Annotated in this window: 15 protein-coding genes; 10 read left to right on the top strand and 5 right to left on the bottom strand. The window is 74.1% G+C overall.

Annotated features, from left to right (window positions below; translation table 11 throughout):
• Positions 1-35 precede the first annotated feature (35 nt).
• The gene (locus tag ACIQVL_RS28595; RefSeq protein WP_403426077.1) at positions 36-311 is read right to left on the bottom strand and encodes a hypothetical protein; all 276 of its coding nucleotides are present in this window, start codon (positions 309-311) and stop codon (positions 36-38) included.
• A gap of 52 nt (positions 312-363) precedes the next feature.
• Positions 364-2,811: a SpoIIE family protein phosphatase gene (locus ACIQVL_RS28590; protein WP_403426079.1), complete on the bottom strand. Its 2,448-nt coding sequence runs from the start codon at positions 2,809-2,811 to the stop codon at positions 364-366.
• 196 nt (positions 2,812-3,007) lie between these two features.
• Between ACIQVL_RS28590 and lanKC the strand changes: the two genes are divergently transcribed.
• The 4 genes from lanKC (at position 3,008) to ACIQVL_RS28570 (ending at position 9,269) form a co-directional block, all read left to right on the top strand.
• On the top strand, positions 3,008-5,599 hold the full coding sequence (lanKC, locus tag ACIQVL_RS28585; RefSeq protein ID WP_403476729.1) for a class III lanthionine synthetase LanKC: 2,592 nt from the start codon (positions 3,008-3,010) through the stop codon (positions 5,597-5,599).
• A 58-nt stretch (positions 5,600-5,657) separates the two neighbouring features.
• Positions 5,658-5,774 (top strand): SapB/AmfS family lanthipeptide, encoded by a 117-nt coding sequence (locus ACIQVL_RS28580; RefSeq protein ID WP_093506696.1) that lies wholly within the window; start codon positions 5,658-5,660, stop codon positions 5,772-5,774.
• 85 nt (positions 5,775-5,859) lie between these two features.
• On the top strand, positions 5,860-7,566 hold the full coding sequence (locus ACIQVL_RS28575) for an ABC transporter ATP-binding protein (RefSeq protein WP_403476728.1): 1,707 nt from the start codon (positions 5,860-5,862) through the stop codon (positions 7,564-7,566).
• The gene (locus ACIQVL_RS28570; protein WP_403476727.1) at positions 7,563-9,269 is read left to right on the top strand and encodes an ATP-binding cassette domain-containing protein; all 1,707 of its coding nucleotides are present in this window, start codon (positions 7,563-7,565) and stop codon (positions 9,267-9,269) included. The genes ACIQVL_RS28575 and ACIQVL_RS28570 overlap by 4 nt, the downstream gene beginning before the upstream one ends.
• Here the strand turns inward: ACIQVL_RS28570 and ACIQVL_RS28565 are convergent.
• Positions 9,246-9,854, bottom strand: a complete 609-nt coding sequence (locus ACIQVL_RS28565) for a LuxR C-terminal-related transcriptional regulator (RefSeq protein ID WP_403426088.1) — start codon at positions 9,852-9,854, stop codon at positions 9,246-9,248. The two genes, ACIQVL_RS28570 and ACIQVL_RS28565, sit on opposite strands and share 24 nt — an antisense overlap.
• Positions 9,855-10,170: 316 nt before the next feature.
• Here ACIQVL_RS28565 and ACIQVL_RS28560 point away from each other — a divergent pair, with 316 nt between their 5' ends.
• Entirely contained in the window at positions 10,171-12,327 is a 2,157-nt protein-coding gene (locus tag ACIQVL_RS28560; RefSeq protein ID WP_403476831.1) for a SpoIIE family protein phosphatase, read from the top strand.
• Positions 12,328-12,420: 93 nt separating this feature from the next.
• On the opposite strand, the gene ACIQVL_RS28555 is transcribed toward ACIQVL_RS28560, so the two are convergent.
• The gene (locus ACIQVL_RS28555) at positions 12,421-13,842 is read right to left on the bottom strand and encodes a S1 family peptidase (protein ID WP_403426090.1); all 1,422 of its coding nucleotides are present in this window, start codon (positions 13,840-13,842) and stop codon (positions 12,421-12,423) included.
• A 207-nt stretch (positions 13,843-14,049) separates the two neighbouring features.
• Between ACIQVL_RS28555 and ACIQVL_RS28550 the strand changes: the two genes are divergently transcribed.
• From ACIQVL_RS28550 to ACIQVL_RS28530, 5 genes are all read left to right on the top strand, one after another.
• The gene (locus ACIQVL_RS28550) at positions 14,050-14,463 is read left to right on the top strand and encodes a PaaI family thioesterase (RefSeq protein WP_403426092.1); all 414 of its coding nucleotides are present in this window, start codon (positions 14,050-14,052) and stop codon (positions 14,461-14,463) included.
• Between the two features lie 512 nt (positions 14,464-14,975).
• Positions 14,976-15,191, top strand: coding sequence for a type A2 lantipeptide (locus ACIQVL_RS28545; RefSeq protein WP_293991413.1), 216 nt, complete (start codon positions 14,976-14,978; stop codon positions 15,189-15,191).
• A gap of 100 nt (positions 15,192-15,291) precedes the next feature.
• Complete coding sequence (locus ACIQVL_RS28540) at positions 15,292-16,098, top strand: HlyD family efflux transporter periplasmic adaptor subunit (protein WP_403426094.1); 807 nt, start codon at positions 15,292-15,294, stop codon at positions 16,096-16,098.
• Positions 16,095-18,317 carry an NHLP family bacteriocin export ABC transporter peptidase/permease/ATPase subunit gene (locus ACIQVL_RS28535; RefSeq protein ID WP_403476726.1) on the top strand — a complete coding sequence of 741 codons (2,223 nt, stop codon included), beginning with the start codon at positions 16,095-16,097 and terminating at the stop codon, positions 18,315-18,317. The genes ACIQVL_RS28540 and ACIQVL_RS28535 overlap by 4 nt, the downstream gene beginning before the upstream one ends.
• Position 18,318: 1 nt before the next feature.
• Complete coding sequence (locus ACIQVL_RS28530) at positions 18,319-21,135, top strand: NHLP bacteriocin export ABC transporter permease/ATPase subunit (protein ID WP_403476725.1); 2,817 nt, start codon at positions 18,319-18,321, stop codon at positions 21,133-21,135.
• Between the two features lie 4 nt (positions 21,136-21,139).
• On the opposite strand, the gene ACIQVL_RS28525 is transcribed toward ACIQVL_RS28530, so the two are convergent.
• Positions 21,140-21,670 (bottom strand): SRPBCC family protein, encoded by a 531-nt coding sequence (locus ACIQVL_RS28525; protein ID WP_403426099.1) that lies wholly within the window; start codon positions 21,668-21,670, stop codon positions 21,140-21,142.
• Between the last annotated feature and the right edge of the window lie 5 nt (positions 21,671-21,675).

The raw sequence follows: 21,675 nt of genomic DNA, 5'->3' as shown, positions 1-21,675 counted from the left end.
TTTTCTCTGCGTTTTCCCTGCGGTTTCTCCGCAGGTCAGGAGCCTTCCGGCCGGGCCGCGGCGCGTGCCACGTCGGCCTCGATCTCGGACCTGGACCGGCCCTCGTCGCGGGCGTACTCGTTCACCGCGGTCAGTTCGTCCCGGGCCAGGTCGCGCCAGGCGCGCAGGGCGGTCTCGTAGGTCTCCGACTGGGCGCCGCCCGGCTGCTGCCGGGCCGGTGGCCCGTAGGTGTCCCGCAGTTCCAGGACCATGTCGTGGGCCGCGTCGGCCGCGCGGTGCTTCGCCACCAGTTCTTCGAAGGTGTGTGCCACGTCATGGACACTAAGGAGAGTCGGGCCGCGCCGCCTGTCGAGAGCGCGGCGGTCAGTCCGCCAGGACGAGCTCGGCCCACACCTGCTTGCCGCCGCTGGCCGGCACGGTCCCCCAGGCGGTGGACACCGCCTCCACCAGGAGGATGCCGCGCCCGCCGGTGGCCTCCCAGCCGATGTTGGTCGGTTTCACCGGGCTGCGCGGTGAGGCGTCGGCGACGGCGATCCGCAGCCGCTGGTCCACCAGGGTCAGGTCCAGCCGGACGGGTCCGTCGGTGTGGATGAGGGCGTTCGTGACGAGTTCGGAGACCACCAGCAGCGCCGAGTCCATGGCCGCGTCGGTCACGCCCCAGGAGCGCAGGGTGCGCCTGCTGAAGCGGCGGGCGTGCCGGGCCGCCTCGGGGACCCGCCACACCGTCCAGCTCTCCCGCAGCGGGCGGACGGCCATGCCGTCGTAGCGCATCAGCAGCAGGGCCACGTCGTCGGCGCGGTGGGCGCTGCCGAGCAGCGTGTCGGCGACCAGGCCGAGGTGGGCCGGGTCGGTGCCGGCGAGGTCGCGGGCGAAGCGCGCCATGCCCTCGTCGATGTCGGCGTCGGGGGACTCGACCAGGCCGTCGGTGGTGAGCGCGAGCACGGTGCCGGGGCGCAGGCTGAGCTGGGTCATCGGGAACTCGGTCCGGCCGAGCACGCCGAGCGGCGGGCCGCCCTCGGTCTCGGCGATCCGTGTGGTGCCGTCCGGCTGGCGCAGCACCGGCGGCAGGTGTCCGGCGCGCACGCACCAGGCGGTGCCGTCCTCCATGTCGACGTCGACGTAGCAGCAGGTGGCGAAGAGGTCGCTCTCCATGTCCAGGAGCAGCCGGTTGGCGTGCGAGACGACCACGTCGGGGGTGTGCCCCTCGGCGGCGTAGGCGCGCAGCGCGGTGCGCATCTGGCCCATGAGGGCGGCGGCGCTCGCGTTGTGGCCCTGGACGTCGCCGATGACGAGGGCGACGTGGTTGTCGGTCAGCGGGATCACGTCGTACCAGTCACCGCCGACCTCCAGCCCGCCCTCGGTGGTGGGCAGGTAGCGGGCGACGGCCTCGGCGCCGGGCAGCCGCGGCAGCCGGCGCGGCAGCAGGGCGCGCTGGAGCATCCCGACGAGTTCGTGCTCGGCGTCGAAGGCGTGGGCGCGCATCAGGGCCTCGCCCGCGAGGCCGGCGGAGGCGGTGAGCAGGGCGCGCTCGTCGGGGCCGAAGTCGTGCGGGGCGTCCCAGCCGATCAGGCAGGCGCCGGCCATCCGGCCGCCGGCGGGCAGCGGGAGGACGGCGAGGCCGCCGGGACCGACCTCGGCGAGGGCGGGTTCCAGGGCGGCACGGGCGGGCCAGATCTGCGCGCGGCCCTCGCGCAGGGCGGCGGCGAGGGTGGGCATGGACCGCACCGGGGCGTCCGGCCACTCGCTGCGCCACTCGCTGCGCCACAGCTCCGGCCAGGACTCGGCCTCGGGCGGGTCGAGGACGGTGACGACCAGGCGGTCGTTCTCCAGTTCGGCCAGGGCGATCCGGTCGGCCTTGAGCGGCCCGCGCAGCGCGTGCACGACGGCCTGGCCGACGTCCTTGACCGTCCGGGCGGTGGCCAGGGCGGCTGCCAGCTGCTGCACACGGGTCACGTCGGTGACGTCCGAGCGGAGCGTGGAGGCGTCGGCGACGGTGCCGGCCAGCCGGGCCGGGTGCCCTTCGCCGCCGGGTACCAGCCGGCCGCGCAGCCGCAGCCACTTGGGCGGCCCTGAGGGCTGCAGGATCCGGAACTCCAGCTCGCGGTCGCCGATGGACATGTGGTCGGCCTCGACGACGGACATCAGGGCGGGCAGGTCCTCGGGGAGGGTGCGGCCCAGCAGTGTCTCGACCTTACCGTCGAACTCGTCGCGGCCCATCCGGAAGAGGTCGAGGATGCCGTCGCCGACCGCGATCCGGCCGGTGTCCATGGCGAGGCTGAAGGCGTTGGCGGGCAGTTCGCCGGCGTCCGCGGCCGGTGGCAGCGGGGCGGGCAGGGCGATCGCCTCGGCCACCAGGTCCAGGCAGGCGCGGTCCTCGGGGCCGAACCCGTCGTCGCGCTCGCTGACGGCGACGAGGAGCCCGGCGCCGCCGGGCAGCGGCAGGACGGCCAGCCAGAACTCCTGGGACGGCGTCCGCCGCGCCTCGGGGCAGTCGGCCAGCTCGTCGGGGCCGAGCCAGACGGAGCGCCCGGTGCCGTACGCCTCCGCCGCCGGGGACCGCCCGACCGCCGGGTAGGCGTCGCGCAGCCCGTACAGGGTGCGGGGCAGGCCCGCCGACTCGGCGAGGCGCAGCACGGTCCCGTCGTCGGCGGGTGTGTACACCCCGGCGAGGGCCGCGCCCGCGAAGACCAGCGCCTGTTCGAGCACGCGGCGGAGCCGATCGGGTGCGCCGGGATCGCCAGTGAGCGTTTCGAGGGCGATTTCGGCGCGATCCGTTCTCGTTCCGCGTATCGCAGCACCCTCACTGACCACGCCGCCATTACAGCGCTTATGAGGCGTCTGCGCAGCCCCTGTGACCGTTCCGTGGAGGTCGGGGGCCGGCGTGCTCGAAACCCACCGAACATGTCTTGACCCGTGCGTTCCGCACGGCGATCTCGTGACAGACGTGACTGTCCGCGACCGTGCGGTGCCTGGAAGTGTCGGGGCCGGCCCACGGAGGGGGAGGCGGATGGACGGACGGTACGAGGTCTACGCGCTGGCCGACCGGCACTTCTACGACACACCGGACCGGCTCGGGACCACCGGGCCGCGGACGGAACGCCTGTTCGCGGCGGCGCGTCGCGCGGTGCCCGAGGGCTGGCGCGCGGCGCGCTCCGGGGACTGGCTGACCATGACCCCGCTCGGCGCGGACGGCACGCAGCTGCCCTCGCCCGCCCAGGGCTGGAAGATCCACTCATCGGCCACCCGGGCGAACGCGGAGCGGATCGCGGCACTCGTGTGGGACTACTGCGTGCCGCGCCGCATCCCGTTCAAGTTCGTCCCGGGACCGCAGCTGCTGCACCTGCGCAACGCCAAGTACGCGGCCCGCGACACCAGCGGGAAGTTCGTCACCGTGTACCCGCCCGACGAGCACCGGCTGCAGGAGGTGCTGCGGGAACTGGGCGCGCTCCTGGAGGGATTCGAGGGGCCGTACATCCTGACCGACCTGCGCTGGAACGACGGGCCGCTGTACGTCCGCTACGGCGCGTTCGCGCGCACCTACGTCGTCGACGAGCGCGGTGCGCTGGTGACGGCGGTGCGGGACGGTGCCGGCAGGCCGGTGCCGGACCGGCGGACGCCGGCCTTCCAGGTGCCGGAGTGGGTGACGCTGCCGGAGTTCCTGCGGCCGCAGCTGGCGGCGCGGGAGGCCACGAGGGTGGGCGAGCTGCCGTACCGGATCGAGAAGGCGCTGCACTTCTCCAACGGCGGCGGGGTGTACGCCGGGACCGACACCCGGGACGGACGGCGGGTGGTGCTGAAGGAGGGGCGGCCGCACGCGGGGCTCGCGGCCGACGGCGCCGACGCCGTCGCCCGGCTGGGCCGGGAGAAGGCGGCCCTGGAGGCGGTGGCCGGCACCGGGGTGGTGCCCGAGGTCCGGGACTGGTTCACGCTGGGCGAGCACCGGTTCCTGGTGATGGACCTCCTGGCGGGCCGCCCGCTCAACGCCTTCTTCGCCGAACGGCATCCGCTGCTCACCGCGGACCCGGATCCCGCGGCGGTGCGTGACTACACGGCATGGGCGCTGCGCATCCACCGGAAGGTGACGGCGGCCGTGGCGGCGGTGCACGCGCGCGGGATCGTCTTCAACGACCTGCACGTCTTCAACATCATGGTCGGGCCCGACGAGGAGTCGGTGTTCCTCATCGACTTCGAGGCGGCCGCCCCGGTCGCGGAGAACGGCCGTCAGGTGGTCGCCCACCCCGGCTTCTTCGCCCCGCCGGACCGCAGGGGCGCAGAGGTGGACCGGTACGCCCTGGCCTGTCTGCGGCTCGCCCTGTTCCTGCCCGTGACCTCGCTGTTCGTCGTGGACCGCGGCAAGGCGGCCCATCTCGCGGACGTGATCGCCGGTCAGTTCCCGGACGTGCCGCGCGAGTTCCTGGACGAGGCGGTCGCGGAGATCACCCGGGGCGCTCCGGCCGCGCGTCCGGTCGTCCCGGCGGAGTGGCCGCACAGCCGGGACTCGATGGCCAAGGCGATCCTCGCCTCCGCGACCCCCGGGCGCGACGACCGGCTCTTCCCCGGCGACATCGCCCAGTTCGGGGACGGCGGCGGCCTCGGCCTCGCGCACGGCGCGGCCGGGGTGCTGTACGCCCTGGACTGGGCGGGCGCCGGACGGTACGAGGAGGGCGAACGCTGGCTGCTGGACCACACCGCGTCCCCGCCGCCCGGCACCCCGCTCGGCCTGTACGACGGTCTGGCGGGCGTCGCCCACGTCCTGGACCTGCTCGGCCACCGGCAGCGCGCCCTGGACCTGGTGGCCGGCGTCCTGCGGGAGAACTGGCGCAGCCTCTCCTCCGACCTGCACGGCGGCCTGGCCGGTCTGGGCCTGGTCCTGGACTCCCTCGCCGACGCGACCGGCGAGAGCGAGCTGCGCGCCCGCGCCGCCGAGGCCGCGGAGATCCTCCTGCGGCGGCTCGCCGAACCGCTCCCGGACACGCCCCGGCGGCGCGCCGGGCTGCTGCGGGGTGCGACCGGGCCCGCGCTGTTCCTGCTGCGGCGCCACGAACGGACCGGCGACGCCGGTCTGCTGGCGGCGGCCGGGCGGTCGCTGCGCCGGGACCTGGACCGCTGTGCGGTGCAGCAGGGCGGGGGCCTGGAGGTCGACGAGGGGTGGCGCACGCTGCCCTACCTCGGCGACGGCAGCGTGGGCATCGGCATGGTGCTCGACGACTGGCTCGCCCACGGGAGCGACGGGACCGGTGACTTCGAGCGCGCACAGGCCGCGATCCGCACCGCCGCCACCTCGCGTTTCTACGCCCAGCCGGGCCTCTTCCAGGGCCGCGCGGGCATGATCCTGCACCTCGCCCGCACCGGCGCCGACCCGGACAGGCTCGCTTCGCAGATCGACGGTCTGGGCTGGCTGGCGATGGCCTACCAGGGACAACTCGCCTTCCCCGGCCACCAGATGATGCGGCTCTCCATGGACCTGGCCACCGGAACCGCCGGGTGCCTGCTGGCGCTCACGGCCGCCCTCGACGGCGGCCGCGCCGCCCACCTGCCGTTCCTCCCGCCGCCACCGGCGGCCCCCAGAACACGGCTGCGCGCTTCGGCGCGGTCGTGACACAACCCCGTCCCCGACAACACCCGGGGGGCCGCTCGGTCCCCGGAAAGGACACGCTATGGCACTGCTCGACCTGCAGACGATGGAGTCCGAGGAAGGTCACGACGGCGGCGGCGCCAGCACGGTGAGCCTGCTGTCGTGCGTCTCGGCGGCGAGCGTCCTGCTCTGTCTCTGACCGGCACCACGAAACCGGCTCCGGGCGGCCCCCTCCTTCGGGAGGGGTCCCGTCCGGGGCCTTCGCCGATACGAGGGCTGCCGCGATGACCCGACCTCCGCACCCCGACCCGATGCGCACCGCCCTGCACCACGCCGGGGCGCGCTGCGCCGCCCTGTGCCTGGTGGGTGCGGCGGCCACGGCGACGGGGCTGCTGCTGCCCGCGGTGCTGGGCCACGCCCTGGACCTGCTGCTGGCGGGCGCCCCGGCGACCGCGTGGGAGGCCCGGGCCGCCGGCCTGGTGCTGCTGCCGGCCCTGCTGGACGGTTGCGCGAGCGTGCTCGCCGGGACCGTCGACGCGCGGGCCACGGCCGGGCTGCGCAAGCGGGTCACCGGGCACGTGCTGGCGCTGGGCCCGCGCGCGGCGGCCCGGTTCGGCGCCGGGGACCTGGTCGCCCGGCTGGTCGGGAACGCCGCGCAGGCCGGGACCGGGCCCGCGGCCCTCGCCGCGCTCCTCGCCGCAATCGCCGGTCCGGTCGGCGGGGTGGTCGCGCTCGGCCTCGTCGACCCGTGGCTCGCGGCCGTGTTCCTGGCCGGGGCACCCGTACTCGCCCTGCTGCTGCGGGCGTTCACCCGGGACACCTCGGCGTGCGTGGCCGAGTACCAGCGCGCGCAGGGAAGGATCGCGACGGCGCTTGCGGAGGCGGTCGGCGGCCACCGGACGATCGTGGCCGCCGGTCTCCAGGCCCGGGAGGCGGAGCGCGTGCTGCGCCCGCTGCCGGACCTCGCCCGCGCCGGGCACCGCATGTGGCGGGTGCAGGGCCGGGCCGCCGCCCAGGCGGTCACCGTGGGCCCGCTGCTCCAGCTCGCGGTCGTGGCGGTGGCCGGCCTGCTGCTCGCCCGGCACCGGATCTCGGTCGGCGAGGTGCTCGCCGCCTCCCGCTACGCGGTCCTCGCGACGGGCGTCGGCGTGCTGGTCGGACAGCTCACCACCGTCGCGCGGGCGCGCTCGTCCGCGAGCCGCCTCGGCGAGGTGCTGGCCCTTCCCGCGCCGGCCCACGGCACGCGGCCGCTCCCCCCGGGCCCCGGCCACCTGGAACTGCGCGCGGTCACCGCCCGCCGCGGTGGCCGCACGGTACTGGACGGCGTCGACCTGGCCGTGCCCGGCGGCACCGCCCTCGCGGTCGTCGGCCGGTCGGGCACCGGCAAGTCCCTGCTGGCCGAACTCGCGGGCCGGCTGGCCGATCCGGACGCCGGGGAGGTCCTGCTGGACGGCGTCCCGCTGCCCGCGCTCCGCCACGACGCGCTGCGCCGGGCCGTCACCTGTGCCTTCGCCCGCCCGGCCCTGCTCGGCGGGACCGTCGCGGACTCCATCGCCCTCGGCCTCACCTCCCCCTCCCCCGCCGAGATCCGCTCCGCCGCCGCCAAGGCCCAGGCGGACACGTACATCAGCCGCCTGCCCGACGGCTGCGCGACCCGGCTCACCGACGCCCCCCGCTCCGGCGGCGAGTCCCAGCGCCTCGGTCTGGCCCGCGCGTTCGCGCACCCCGGCCGGCTGCTGATCCTCGACGACGCCCTCTCCAGCCTGGACACCGTCACCGAACACCGCGTCGCCGCGGCCCTGCTGGCGCCGGGCCCGGGACCGACCCGGCTGATCGTCGCGCACCGCCCGTCGACCGCGGCCCGCGCGGACGCGGTGGCCTGGCTGGACGGTGGCCGGGTGCGGGCGGTGGGGACCCATGCGGAGCTGTGGCGGGACCCGGAGTACCGGGCGGTGTTCGGGGCGCGCCCGGAAAAGGGTGCGGCCCGGTGAGCGCCCCGCTGCTCCGGGTGGGCCGGGCCGTGCCGGTGCGCCTGGTGTACTGGTCGCTGCTGGAGGCCGGGCAGACCTTTCTGCTCGGCTACGCCCTGGCCCGCGCGCTCGACGCCGGGTTCCTGGCCGGGGACGCGCGGACCGGGCTGTGGTGGCTCGCCGCGGCCGCGGGCGCGGTGGGGGCGGGGGCGTACGGGACCCGGCGGGTGTACGGGGTGGTCGCCGACCTCGTGGAGCCGGTGCGGGACCGGCTGGTGGCGGGGGTGGTCGCGCGCGGGGTGCGGGAGGCCGACCCGGGGGCGTTGTCCGGGCTGACCCAGCAGGCGGAGATCGCCCGGGACACCCTCGCGGGGCTGGTGCTGGTGTCCCGGTCGTTCGTGTTCACGGCCGCCGGCGCGCTGACCGGGCTGTGCGCCCTCGCACCGCCCCTGCTGCTCGTGGTGCTGCCCCCGCTGCTGGCCGGGCTGGCCCTGTTCGCGGCGACGCTGCGCCCGCTGGCCCGCCGGCAGGAGGCCTTCCTGGCCGCCGACGAGGCGCTCGCGGCGGAACTGGGCGAGGTGTGCCCGGGGTTGCGGGACGTCACCGCGGCGGGGGCCGAGGAGCAGGTCGCCGCGCAGGCCGGGGAGCGGGTGGACGCCGAGTTCCGGGCCGCCCGGGCGCTGGCCCGCTGGAGCGTCGTACGGGTGGCGGCGCTCGCGGTCGGCGGCCAGCTGCCGCCGGTGCTGCTGCTCGCCGCCGCGCCCTGGCTGCTCGCCCACGGTGTGACCGCGGGCGCCCTGGTCGGCGCGCTCGCCTACGTCACGCAGTCCCTGCTGCCCGCCCTGCAGAACCTGGTGCACGGTCTGGGCACCGGCGGGGCACGCCTCACGGTAGTCCTGCGCAGGCTCCGCCCGCCCCCGGATCCCGGCCCGCCCCCGGCACCGGCCGCGGAGGCGACCGCGGACGCGACTGCGCAGGCGACCGCGGACTCCCCGGCTCTCTCCTTCTCCGCCGTCACCTTCGCCTACGGCCCGGCGAGCTCCCCCGTCCTGGACGGACTCGACCTCGTCGTGCCGTGCGGCGGTCACCTCGCCGTCGTGGGCCCGAGCGGGATCGGCAAGTCGACGCTGACCGCGGTGGCCGCCGGGCTGCTGAGCCCGGCGCACGGCGTGGTCCGGGTGTGCGGCCGTCCCGTGCCGGGGGCGCGGGCGGCCGCGCTGCGGGTGCTGATCCCGCAGGAGGCGTACGTCTGCACGGGCACCCTCGCCGAGAACCTGGGGCTGCTGCGCCCGGACCCCGTGCCGGGTCCCGAGCTGCTGGCCGCGGCCGAGGCGGTCGGGCTCACGCCGCTCCTCGACCGGCTGGGCGGTCCGCACGCCCCGGTGCGGCCGGCGGCGCTGTCGGCGGGTGAGCGGCAGCTGATCGCGCTCACCCGGGCCTACCTCTCCCCCGCCCCGCTCGCCCTTCTCGACGAGGCGACCTGCCATCTCGACGCGGAGGCCGAGGCCCGCGCCGAGCGGGCGTTCGCCGCCCGGCCCGGCGGCACGCTGGTGGTCGTCGCGCACCGGATCGGCTCGGCCCGCCGCGCCCGGCGGATCCTGGTGATGGACGGCCCCCGCACGGCCTACGGCAGCCACGAGGAGTTGCTGCGCGGCTGCGCCCTCTACCGGGAGCTGACGGCGCCCGGCGAGGCCGTCGGGTCACAGCCACCCCTCGCCCTGTGAGATCCGGATCGCGTCGACGCGGTTGCGGGCCCCGGTCTTGCGGGTGATCGCCGCCATGTAGTTGCGCACGGTCCCGTGCGACAGGTGCAGACTGCCGGCGATCTCCGCGATGGACGCCCCGCCGGCCGCCAGCTCCAGCACGCTCAGCTCCCGTCGGGTGAGCGGGATCTCGGCCGCCCTGAGGAAACCGAAGCCCAGCGAGTCGTCGACGAAACGTTCCCCCTCGGCGGCGCGCCGGATCGCCTGCACCAGCCGTTCCGGTGCGCCCGCCTTGTCGACGTAGCCGAGCGCCCCCGCCTCCGCCGCCCGCTTGAGCAGCCCCGGCCTGTTCGCACCGGCAAGCACGACGAGCCGCGGCGCGGGCGCACCGGGCTCCGCCGGGCGCAGGTCGGCCAGCGGCGGCACGCCGTGGGTGCCGGAGCTGTCGAGGTCCGCCGCGCACACGTCGGGCCGCAGCTCCCGGACCCGCCCGCGTGCGCGGTGCCACGGCGTGTCGTCCACGCTCAGCCCCGGTTCCCGGCGTAACCACTCCGCCAGGACCGATCTCACGAGACACACGTCGTGCACCAGAAGTACCCGGATCACCGCCGCCCCCTCAGCCAGACATACGTCGGTTCTTCCGTTCAAGGTGTGGAACGCGTGCCCCATTGTTGGCGCCGTCCACCATGCGTGGGCGCGAAGATCCGGCCATCAGGGTGCGCGGGGGCGCACGCCCGGCGCTCGTACCCCGGCCCGCGCTTCTGCTGCGGGGGAATGTGCCGGGGCGAACGGGGTACCCCGGCCGGTCCGCTGCGGGGGCCCACGCGGCTCTCGCCGTGCGCCGGTCGCCGCCACGAGGGAGCCTTGATCCCGAGGAGCGACGCGCGACCGGACGAGGAGGTGGTCGGGCGTGTCCGACGGGATGGGGGCGCCTCCGGCCGGAGCGGAGCCGGCTGCCGAGGTGCCGGCGACCGACGGCAGCCGCTCCGGCAAGCCGCTGTTGTCACTGGCGCTGGCCTCCATGATGGAGGAGGTCCAGGCGCACTCCGGTGCGGTCTACCTGCTCGCGGCCGACGAACCGGTCCTGGAGATGTCGGTGACGGCGGGGCTGCCCCGGGCCTTCGCGGCGCCCTGGGAGCGGGTCGGGCTGAGCGCGCCGATCCCGGTCGCGGACGCGGCCCGCGAACGGCGGCTGGTGTGGGTGGGCGGCGAGGAGGACATGGCCCGCAGGTACCCGCGCATCGCGGTGGTCCTCCCGTACGCGTTCGCGCTGGCCGCACTCCCGCTGGCGACGCCGGACACGCTGTACGGGGCGGTGTACGTGACCTGGCCCGGTGCCCATCCCACGGTGCTGTCCGACCGGGAGCGGGAGTCGCTGACCGCGGCCTGCGACCGGCTGGCGGTGCGGCTGGAGCGGGTCGCCCGGGAGCACCGTCCGCTGCGCACCGAGCCGGATCTGCTGGCGGCGCCCCCGTCGGGGGTGGCGGGCACGTTCGGCACGGTGGAGGCGGCGCGGATGGTGGGGCGGCTGCCGTACGGTCTCGCCTCGCTCGATCTGCACGGCCGGGTCGCCTTCGCCAACGGTGCGGCGGCCGAACTCCTCGGCATGCACATCGACGACCTGCTGGGCACCCAGCCGTGGGTGTCGGTGCCGTGGCTGAACGACCCGATGTACGAGGACCGCTACCGGGCGGCGCTGCTCAGCCAGCATGTGACGTCGTTCGTGGCGCTGCGACCACCGGGCGACTGGCTGTCGTTCCGGATGTATCCGAGCACGACCGGGCTGACCACCCGGATCAGCCGGGCGCGGGCGGTCGCCGAGATGGTGGGGGCGACGCCGCGCGCGGACTCGGCGCCGGCGCACCGGCTGGTCACCATCTCGCAGGTGCTGAGCCTGGCCGGGGCGCTGACCGAGGCCGTCGGGGTGCAGGACGTGGTGCAGCTGGTGGCGGACGAGGTCGCCCCGTCCGTCGGCAGCCAGGCCGTGGTGGTGCTCGGCTCGCGGGGCGGGCGGCTGCACGTGCTGGGGCACCGCGGGTACGAGGAGCCGCGGACCGTGGAGCGCTTCGACGGCCTCCCGCTGGCCGAGCGCACGCCCGGCACCCATGTCCTGAACACCGGCGTACCGGCGTTCTTCGAGTCTGGGCAGCAGCTGGAGCGGCTGTACCCGGACCGGCACGAGACCCCGGACGGGTTCGCCGCCTGGGCGTACCTGCCGCTGATCGCGTCCGGCCGCCCGGTGGGCACCTGTGTCCTCGCCTACGCCGAGCCGCACGCATTTCCCGCCGACGAGCGTGCCGTCCTCACCAGCCTGGGCGGGTTGATCGCGCAGGCGCTGGAGCGGGCCCTGCTCTACGACGCGAAGAACCAGCTGGCGCACGGTCTGCAGGCGGCCCTGCTGCCCCGCTCGCTGGCCCCGCCGGCCGGTATCGAGGCGGCGGCCCGCTATCTGCCGGCCATGCACGGCATGGAGATCGGCGGCGACTTCTACGACCTGGTGCCCACCCGGCCGCTGGCCGCGGCGGTGATCGGGGACGTGCAGGGGCACAACGTGACGGCGGCCGGGCTGATGGGGCAGATCCGTACCGGCGTACGGGCCTTCACGAGCGTCGGGCAGGCGCCGGAGGAGGTGATGTGCAGCACCAACCGGCTGCTGATCGACTCCGGTGCCGAACTGTTCGCGAGCTGTCTCTACCTGCGGCTGGACCCGGAGCGCGGGCGCGCGGTGATGGCGCGGGCGGGGCATCCGCCGCCGCTGCTGAGACGTCCGGACGGGCGGGTCCGGGTCCTGGACCTGGCCGGGGGCCCGTTGCTGGGCATCGACTCGGAGGCGACGTACCCGACCACCGAGGTGTCGCTCGCGCCGGGCTCGGTGCTCGCCCTGTACACCGACGGGCTGGTGGAATCCCCCGGCGTGGACATCGAGGACGCCCTGGTCGGTCTCGGGGAACTGCTCTCGGAGAACGGCGACCAGCCCCTGGACCGGCTCGCCGACACGCTCGTGCGGCACAGTGCGGCGGCGCAGGAGCGGGTCGACGATGTCGCGGTGCTGTTGCTGCGGGCCGAGGCCGACAACTGACCTGTGCCGACGGTGTCCGGTCCGGCCCTCCCGCCGGAGGGCCGGACCGGACACCGTCGGCGGGGCAGCGCCGGCAGGCCGAGCGAGGGTCGGTCAGTGGGAGGACGAGGTGTTGTCCGCGCCGGTCCCGGACTGGTCGCCGGTGCCCGTCTCGTCGCCCGTGCCGGACTGGTCGCCGGTACCGGTCGCGTCCCCGGTGCCGCTCTGGTCGCCTGCGGTGGCGGACGGGTCGGCGGTGCCGCCGATCTGGTCGCCGCCGGCCTGGTCGCCCGCGCCGGCCTGGTCGCCGGCGCCGTTCTCGTCGCCCGCGGTGGCGGACGGGTCGGCCGTCGCGCTGCCGTCACCGGCACCCGCGCCCGCGCCCGCGTCGCCGAGGGTCGCGCCGGTCGCCTGGAGGGCGGCGGTCACCGGCTGGAAGAAGGTCTCGCCGCCGGAGGTGCAGTCACCGCTGCCGCCGGAGGTCATGCCGACCGCGCCGCCGTCCTGCGTGAACAGCGAGCCGCCGCTGTCGCCGGCCTCGGCGCAGACGTTGGTCTGGATGAGACCGGTGACGGTGTCGACTCCGTTGGGGTCGGTCTCGCTCTGGAAGTTGACGGTGGCGTCGAGGCCGGTGACCTGGCCGTCGTGCAGCCCGGTGGTGGAGCCCATCCGGAACACGGTCTCGCCGACGGTGGCGTCGACGGCCTGGTTGATGGCGACGGTCTGGCCGTTGCCTATGTTGACCTCGCTCGGCGCCTGGGTGGTGGCGTCGTTGTACTTGACGAGCGAGAAGTCACCGTTGCCGGGGAACTGCGCCTGGTCCACGGTGGCGATGGGCTGGCCGGTCTCGGAGTCGGACCAGTCCTTGGCCGCGACCCCGCAGTGCCCGGCCGTCAGGAAGGCGGGGCTGCCGTCCGAGGCGGTGACGTTGAAGCCGAGGGAGCAGCGGACGGTGCCGTCCTGCACCTGGGAGAAGATCGCGTCGCCGCCGGAGACGAGGGTCTTGAAGGTGCCCGACGACTTCTTGAGGGTCGCCATGTTCGAGCCGAGGCTCTGCACCGTCGACTGCAGCGTGTCCCACTTGGTGCCGGTGACGGTGGAGTCGGCGGTGACCACGACCTTGTTGGTCTTCGGGTCGACGGCCCAGGCGGTGCCGGGGATGGTCGCCTTGGTCTTCAGGGTCTGGGCGACGGCGGCCAGTTCGGAGTTGCTGTTCTGCACCTGGCGGACGACCGCGCCGGCCTTCTCGGCCTGCACGACGATGTTGTTGTCGCCGCTGATGACGTTGACGACGAGCTGCTGCTTGCCGCTGTCGTAGTAGGACCCGGCGAACGCCTGGCCGAGCAGGTCCTGGAGCTGCGAGGCAAGGTCCGAGGCGTCGGTGGCCTTCAGGGTCTTGGGGGCAGCGGTGGTGGCGCCGGAGGCGTTGTCCTGGGACGCGTTGGCCATCGGCAGCAGGAAGGCCGCAGCACCGAGTGCCGCGACACCGCCCACCGCGACCGCGGCCTTGCGCTTCGGAATTCGCTTGTGACTCAAACTTCTCGACCTCCAAGGGACGGAGTGTCTGCCGTTGCGGGGCAGTCGTTCGTGAGCGGCGCCTGGATGGCCATAGGTACGGGCGGGTCACGTGGTGCGTTCAATTCCGTTTGCCAACTTCCTTGACCCGGTGCTGAATCGGCCATGGCGCGCCCGTGGGGGGACAGATCCGCGTGCCGGGCCGCCGGGCCGGGAACAATCCCCCATATGACGATGACCACCGCCGAAGCCGACAAGATCCTCTCCGCCAACTTCGCCCCCTGGGTGCTCGATCTCGGGCTGGCCGTCGAGGCGCTGGGCGACGACCGGGCGGTACTGCGTCTGCCCTGGTCGGACCGGCTGTCCCGGGAGGGCGGCGGGCTGTCGGGGCAGGCGCTGATGGCGGCGGCCGACACGGCGACGGTGATCGCGGTCTCGGCGGCCCGGGGCGGCTTCGTGCCGATGACGACGGTGCAGCAGTCGACCTCGTTCCAGCGCGCGGTGACCGGTTCGGATGTCCTGATCGAAGCGGTGCTGACCAAGCTGGGCCGCCGGATGGCGTTCGCCGAGATCACGATGAGCGATCAGCGGTCGGGTGCGCTCGCGGCACGGGCGAGCACGGTGTACGCACTCCTGGGCTGACACCGCGCACCGCAGGCCGCACAGAAGGAAACGGTCAGCGACCGTCCCTTCACGGTCCGTTGCGATCACGGACCGGAATCATTGCTTCAGGGAATCTGCACATCCAATACCCAAGCGGGTCACGGGAAGCGGCGGATCTGCACAACCGCGCGCCCCTCGCCGTGCCCTTGGCCCGGAGTGCCGGATTCGCCGCCGGGTGGGCAAGCCGTGCGGCCGGGGCGAAGTCGTGCGCCTTGTGAAGGAGTCGCCGACAAGCGGTGCGCGCGCCTGCACGGTTGCGCCCTTTTGGGACTCAAGTGCCCAGGTGAGACGCATGGTTGATTGGAAGCGCGGACCGTGGGCGTGCTTTGATCCATCGCACCGCGGGGGCCGCGAAGGGCTTCCGGAAACGGGCGCCCGGCGCTCGCGGTCGCGGCCGTCCGTTCGTCCCCCCAAGGGCCGTGTTCGTCCCTGAAGGGCGTCGGGGGGCCGCTCTCCCCCTTGTGAATACCCATATGAAGGGAAGTTCCATCATGAACTCCACCCCCCAGGTTGAGACCGTCGAGATCTCCGACGCCGAGCTCGACAACGTCTCCGGCGGCCTGTCCCTGAACGCCGTCGGCACCGTCACCGGCCTGGTGGACAGCGTTGCCCCGGTTTCCGGCCTGGTCAACACGGTCGTCGGCACCGTCGAGGGTGTCACCGGCCTGAACACCCAGCCGGTCACCAACCTGGTCGCCGGTCTCTGATCGCACCTCGTTACCGCTGAGTCCCGGAGCCGGTTCCCGGCTCCGGGGCTCTCGGGCGTTCTGAAACACCCGTGTCTCTCCCCTAGGTGAGGGAAGTTCCGTGCAGTTCCGCCAACAGGCCCTCGCCAAGCTCCAGTCACCGGAGGAGCTGGATCTCCCGGTGCGGTTCGCCCGTCCGCAGGGCTGGCTCGCGCTGTCCGTCTCGGTCGTCGTGATGGCGGCGGCGTCGGTGTGGGCGGTGACCGGTTCGGTCGCCTCCACGGTGAGCGCGCAGGCCATCCTCACCCACGGGCAGGGCAGCTACATCCTGCAGAGCCCGGTCGCCGGGCAGGTCACCGCCGTCCTCGCCGAACAGGGTGAGCGGCTGCCGGCGAACTCCCCCGTCCTGAAGGTGCACACGAGCCAGGGCGACTCGGTCGTCCGCACGGTCGCCGCGGGCCGGATCAGCGCGCTCGCCGCGACCATCGGGCAGATCATCCAGACCGGTACGAACGTCGCCGCCGTGGAGAAGGTCGCCCACACCTCGGACCCGCTGTACGCCACGGTGTACGTCCCCGCCGAGAACGCCTCGTCGATCCCCGCGAACGCCCCGGTCGACCTGACCGTGTCGTCGGTGTCGACGCAGGAGTACGGCGTGCTGCGCGGCCACGTGAAGTCGGTGGACCGCGCCGCCCAGTCGGCGCAGTCGATCGCGGCGTTCCTCGGCGACAGCCAGCTCGGCGACCAGTTCACGAAGAAGGGCCGCCCGGTGGCCGTACTGGTCCGGCTGGATCCGTCGCGGAAGACGAAGAGCGGCTACAAGTGGTCCTCGGCGGACGGGCCGCCGTTCCGGCTCGACTCCATGACCCTGGCCTCGGGCTCGATCCGGCTGGCCGACCAGCGCCCCGTCGATTGGCTGCTCCCGTGACCACCGCCCAGGAGACCCGCGGCCGCCGACGCGCCGCGCCGCCCAAACGACCGGTCCCCAAGGGCCGCGGCCGGACGGTCCGTACCCCCACCGTCCTCCAGATGGAGGCCGTCGAGTGCGGAGCCGCCTCCCTCTCCATGGTCCTCGGCCACTACGGCCGCCATGTCCCGCTGGAGGAGCTGCGCATCGCCTGCGGTGTCTCCCGCGACGGCTCCCGTGCCAGCAACCTTCTGAAGGCGGCGCGCAGTTACGGCCTGACCGCCAAGGGCATGCAGATGGACCTGGCCGCCCTCGCCGACGTGCAGGGGCCGGCGATCCTGTTCTGGGAGTTCAACCACTACGTCGTCTACGACGGCATGGGCCGCCGCTTCGGCCGCCGGGGCGTCTACATCAACGACCCCGCCAAGGGCCGCCGGTTCGTGCCGATGGAGGAGTTCGACGGCAGCTTCACCGGCGTCGTACTGGTCCTGGAGCCGGGCGACGGCTTCGAGCGGGGCGGCCGGCGCCCCGGCGTCCTCGGTGCCATGCCGGCCCGGCTGCGCGGCACCGCGGGCACCATGCCCGCCGCCGTCCTGGCCAGCCTGCTGCTGGTGGTCGTGGGCGCGGCGGTACCCGCGCTCAGCCGCCAGTACATCGACCTGTTCCTCATCGGCGGCCAGACCTCGCTGCTCACCGTGCTGTTCGCCGCGATGGGCACCTGCGTCCTGCTCACCCTGGTGCTGACCTGGCTGCAGCAGGCGAACCTGCTGCATGGCCGGATCGTCTCCTCCACCCTGACCAGCGCCCGCTTCCTGCGCCACCTGCTGCGCCTGCCGGTGACCTTCTTCGCCCAGCGCAGCCCGGCCGACCTGGTGCAGCGCCTGCAGTCCAACGACCAGGTCGCCGAGACCCTGGCCCGCGACCTCGCGGCGGCCGGCGTGGACGCCGTGGTCGTGGTCCTGTACGCGGTGCTCCTCTACACCTACGACGTCCAGCTCACCTTCCTGGGCATCGGCGTGGCGCTGCTGAACATCGTGGCGATGCGGCTCGTCGTACGGCTGCGCGCGACCCGGACCGCGAAGCTGCGCGCGGACACCGCGCGGCTCACCAACACCTCCTACACCGGCCTCCAGCTGATCGAGACGATGAAGGCGACCGGCGGCGAGGACGGCTACTTCCGCCGGTGGGCGGGGCAGCACGCGAGCACCCTGGAGGAGCAGCAGCGGCTCGGGGTGCCGAGTGCCTGGCTCGGCGTGGTGGCCCCGACGCTGGCCACCGTCAACAGCGCGCTCATCCTGTGGATCGGCGGCATGCGGGCGGTAGAAGGGGGTATCTCGGTGGGCCTCCTGGTCGCCTTCCAGTCCCTGGTCACCCGCTTCACCGCGCCGCTGACCCGGCTCAACGGCGTCGCGGGCCGCATCCAGGACTTCGCGGCCGACGTGGCCCGTCTCAAGGACGTGGAGAACTTCGAGGCGGACCCGATCTACGCCCGCCCCGGCACCGGCGACTCCACCCGGCGGCTGCAGGGCCATGTGGAGCTGCAGAACATCAGCTTCGGCTACAGCCCGCTGGACAAGCCCCTGCTCACCGGCTTCGACCTGACCGTCGGCCCCGGCCGCCAGGTGGCCCTGGTGGGCGGCTCGGGCAGCGGCAAGTCCACCGTCTCCCGGCTGATCTCGGGCCTGTACGCCCCCTGGGAGGGCGTGATCCGCATCGACGGGCAGCGCCTGGAGGACATCCCGCGCGGCGCGCTGGCCGCCTCCGTCTCCTTCGTCGACCAGGACGTCTTCCTCTTCGAGGGCTCGGTGCGCGACAACGTGGCGCTGTGGGACCCGTCGATCCCGGACGAGGCCGTGGTGGAGGCGCTGCGCGACGCGGCCCTGTACGACGTGGTGGCGCGCCGGCCCGGCGGGATCCACAGCAGGGTCGAGCAGGACGGCCGCAACTTCTCCGGCGGCCAGCGGCAGCGCCTTGAAATCGCGCGGGCGCTGGTGCGCCGGCCGAGCATCCTCGTCCTCGACGAGGTGACCAGCGCCCTGGACGCCGAGACCGAGCTGACCGTCATGGACAACCTGCGGCGCCGCGGCTGCGCCTGTGTCGTGATCGCGCACCGGCTGAGCACGGTCCGTGACAGCGACGAGATCGTCGTGCTCCAGCACGGCACGGTCGTGGAACGCGGGCGGCACGACGAGCTGGTGGCACACGGCGGGGCGTACGCCGCGCTGGTCAGGGAGCGATGAGATGACGACCGTGGACCAAGGCGACCTCGTACTCGGCGCGTTCGGCTCGCTGGGCAACCGGATCGACTGCACCGGCTTCACCCGCCTCGACCTCGAAGGCCCGCAGGTGCTGTGGCTGGTGGCGGCCGGCGCCCTCGACCTGTTCGCGGTGGACGCCGAACAGCAGGGCCACTGGCACCATCTGGGCCGTCTGGAAGCCGGCTCCCTCCTGCTCGGCCCGGTCGCGGGACCGCAGCACACCCTGGTGGCCCGCCCGCTCCGCGACTGCGTGGTCCACCGGATCGGCCTGCGCGAGCTGTACCAGCCCGCCCACACCCAGACCTGGTCCTACGACGAGTACGGCAACCCCCAGTACGTACCGCCGACCACGAGCCCGCTGGAGTACGCGCTCGCGCTCGGCGTCGGCCGCGGCCTGTCCATTCTCTTCCAGGCCCCGATGACCGACGGCGAGCGGGCCGCGACCCCCACCGACGACGACGTCTTCTGGATGCAGGTGCCGCCCGGCAGCGTGCAGTACGGCTCGCTGTACGGCACGGAGGCGGCCGCCGACCTGCTGATGGACCCCGCGCTGTGGCAGAGCATGGTCGACCAGCAGTACCGGCTGCTCACCACCCTCGACCGGTGGATCGAGCAGCTGGAGCGCACCCACGAGACGCGTACGGCGGCCGGTATCAGAGCCGGTGAGGCGGTCCGGGCGCAGGCCGACCGCACGCTCCTCGCCTCCATCGGCAAGGCGGACAGGCGCACCACGGCCGCCGACGCCGACGCCTCCTACGCGGCCTGCAGGCTGGTCGCCGAAGCCGCGGGCATCACCCTCGCCGAGCCCGCGCAGAGCGGTACGGAGAGCGACCGCATCGACCCGGTCGAGCGGGTGGCCCTCGCTTCCCGGGTCCGCACCCGGGCGGTACGGCTCGACGGCCGCTGGTGGCACGACAACGTCGGCCCGCTGGTCGGGCATCGCGCCCTGTCCGGCGCTCCCGTGGCGCTGCTGTGGCGGCGGGGCGGCTACGTGGCCGTGCATCCGGCGACCGGCCGCGAGACCCCCATCGAGAAGGCGAACGCACCGGAGTTCGAGCCGCGCGCGGTGATGTTCTACCGGCCGCTGCCCGACAAGGCGCTCAGCCCGCTCGGCCTGCTCCGGTTCAGCCTGCGCGGCACCCGCGGCGACCTCGGCAGTCTGCTGCTCGCCGGGCTGGTCACGGTGGCGATCGGCGCCCTCGTGCCGATCGCCACCGGCAAGGTGCTCGGCGACTACGTGCCCAAGGCCCAGACGGACCTGATCGTCCAGGTCTGCCTGGCGGTGATCGTCAGCGCTGTCGTGTCGGCCGCGTTCACGCTCCTGGAGAACATGACCATCCTCCGTCTGGAGGGCCGGATCGAGGCGACCCTGCAACCGGCCGTCTGGGACCGGCTGCTGAGGCTGCCGACGAAGTTCTTCACCCAGCGCTCGACCGGTGAGCTGGCCAGCGCCGCGATGGGCGTGAGCGCGATGCGCCGGCTGCTGGCGGGGGTCGGTCCGGTGGTCGCCCAGTCGGTGACCGTCGGGGCGATGAACCTGGGCCTGCTGTTCTGGTACAGCGTGCCGATGGCGCTGGCCGCCCTGGGCATGCTCGTGGTCATCGCCGCGCTGTTCCTGGGGCTCGGGCTGTGGCAGGTGCGCTGGCAGCGCCGGCTCGTGGTGCTCGGCAACAAGCTGAACAACCAGGCCTTCCAGACCCTGCGGGGGCTGCCGAAGCTGCGGGTGGCGGCGGCCGAGAACTACGCGTACGCGGCCTGGGCGGGCGAGTTCGCGCGCAGCCGGGAGCTCCAGCAGAAGGTGGGCCGGATCAAGAACCTCACCACGGTGCTGGGCTCGGTCTACCTCCCGGTCTGCACGCTGCTGATGTTCATGCTGCTCGCCGGCCCGGCGCGGGGCGCCATGGACGCGGCGGCCTTCCTCACCTTCAACACGTCGGTGACGATGCTGCTCACCTCGGTCACCTCACTGACCGGTTCCTTCGTGTCGGCGGTGGCCGCGCTCCCCCTCTTCGAGGAGATCAAGCCGGTCCTGGAGGCCGCCCCCGAGGTCCGCACCGCCAGCACCCGCCCCGGCCCGCTGTCCGGCGCCGTCGAGGCCCGCCGCCTGTCCTTCCGGTACTCGGACGACGGTCCGCTGGTCCTGGACGACGTCTCCTTCGCCGTCCGTCCGGGCGAGTTCGTGGCGGTCGTCGGCCCCAGCGGCTGTGGCAAGTCGACCCTGCTGCGGCTGCTGATCGGCTTCGACAGACCGGTCTCGGGAAGCGTGCTGTACGACGGCCAGGACCTGGGCGCCCTCGACCAGTCGGCGGTCCGCCGCCAGTGCGGGGTGGTGCTCCAGCACGCGCAGCCGTTCACCGGATCGATCCTGGACGTCATCTGCGGCACCGAGCCGTACACCCCCGAGGAGGCGATGGCGGCGGCCGAGATGGCGGGGCTCGCGGAGGACATCAAGCGGATGCCGATGGGGCTGCACACGATCGTCGCCGGGAGCGGTGCGATCTCCGGCGGCCAGCGGCAGCGGCTGATGATCGCCCAGGCGCTGATCCGGCGCCCACGCATCCTGTTCTTCGACGAGGCGACGAGTGCGCTCGACAACGACACGCAGCGCACGGTCATCGAGAGCACCCGCAAGCTGAACGCCACCCGGATCGTGATCGCCCACCGGCTGTCCACGGTCCTGGACGCCGACCGCGTGATCGTGATGGAGGACGGCAAGGTCGCCCAGCAGGGCCCGCCGGCCGAGTTGCTCGCCGACACCGGCGGCCGGCTGCACGAGCTGGTGCGGCGGCAGCTGGCGTGACCGGTCAGGCGTCGATGCCCGGAACGGGGGCGCCTGAGGGCAGGCCGGCGTCGCGATAGCCCTGGTAGTACTCCTTCCAGGGCGCGGTGACGCCGGCGTGCGGACCCTGGAAGTGCTCGCCGCGGGCCTTGGCGTCGAGGGCGGCGAGGCAGACCTCCCAGCCGGCGCTGTTGCGGGCGGCGGTGTTCTCCTCGGCCAGGACGTGCGTGAGGGTGAAGCGGGTGCCGTCGGGCCCGGCGTCCTCCAGGTCGAAGCGGATCTCGTCTCCGCCCCAGTCGAAGGTCAGGTTCCGGGGCGGGTCGACGGCGAGCACCGTGCCGTGCGACTCGGGCATGTTCGGGTCGCCGGTGAACTTGACGGCGCCGCCGGGGCGCAGGTCGAACTCGGCGCGGGACGGGAACCATCCGGCGAGTTCGTCGGGATCGGTCACGAAGTGCCAGACGCGGTCGACGGGGTGGCCGTACAGGCGGCTGAACCGGACGGCGGGCCGGCCGTCGTCGAGGGTGACGTAGGTGCCGGTGAGTTCGGCGGGCATGGGGA

Source organism: Streptomyces sp. NPDC090499, assembly GCF_044769305.1.
Classification (GTDB): Bacteria; Actinomycetota; Actinomycetes; order Streptomycetales; family Streptomycetaceae; genus Streptomyces.
Note: the sequence above shows the minus strand (reverse complement) of the source record. Positions and strands in the feature narration are given on the sequence as shown.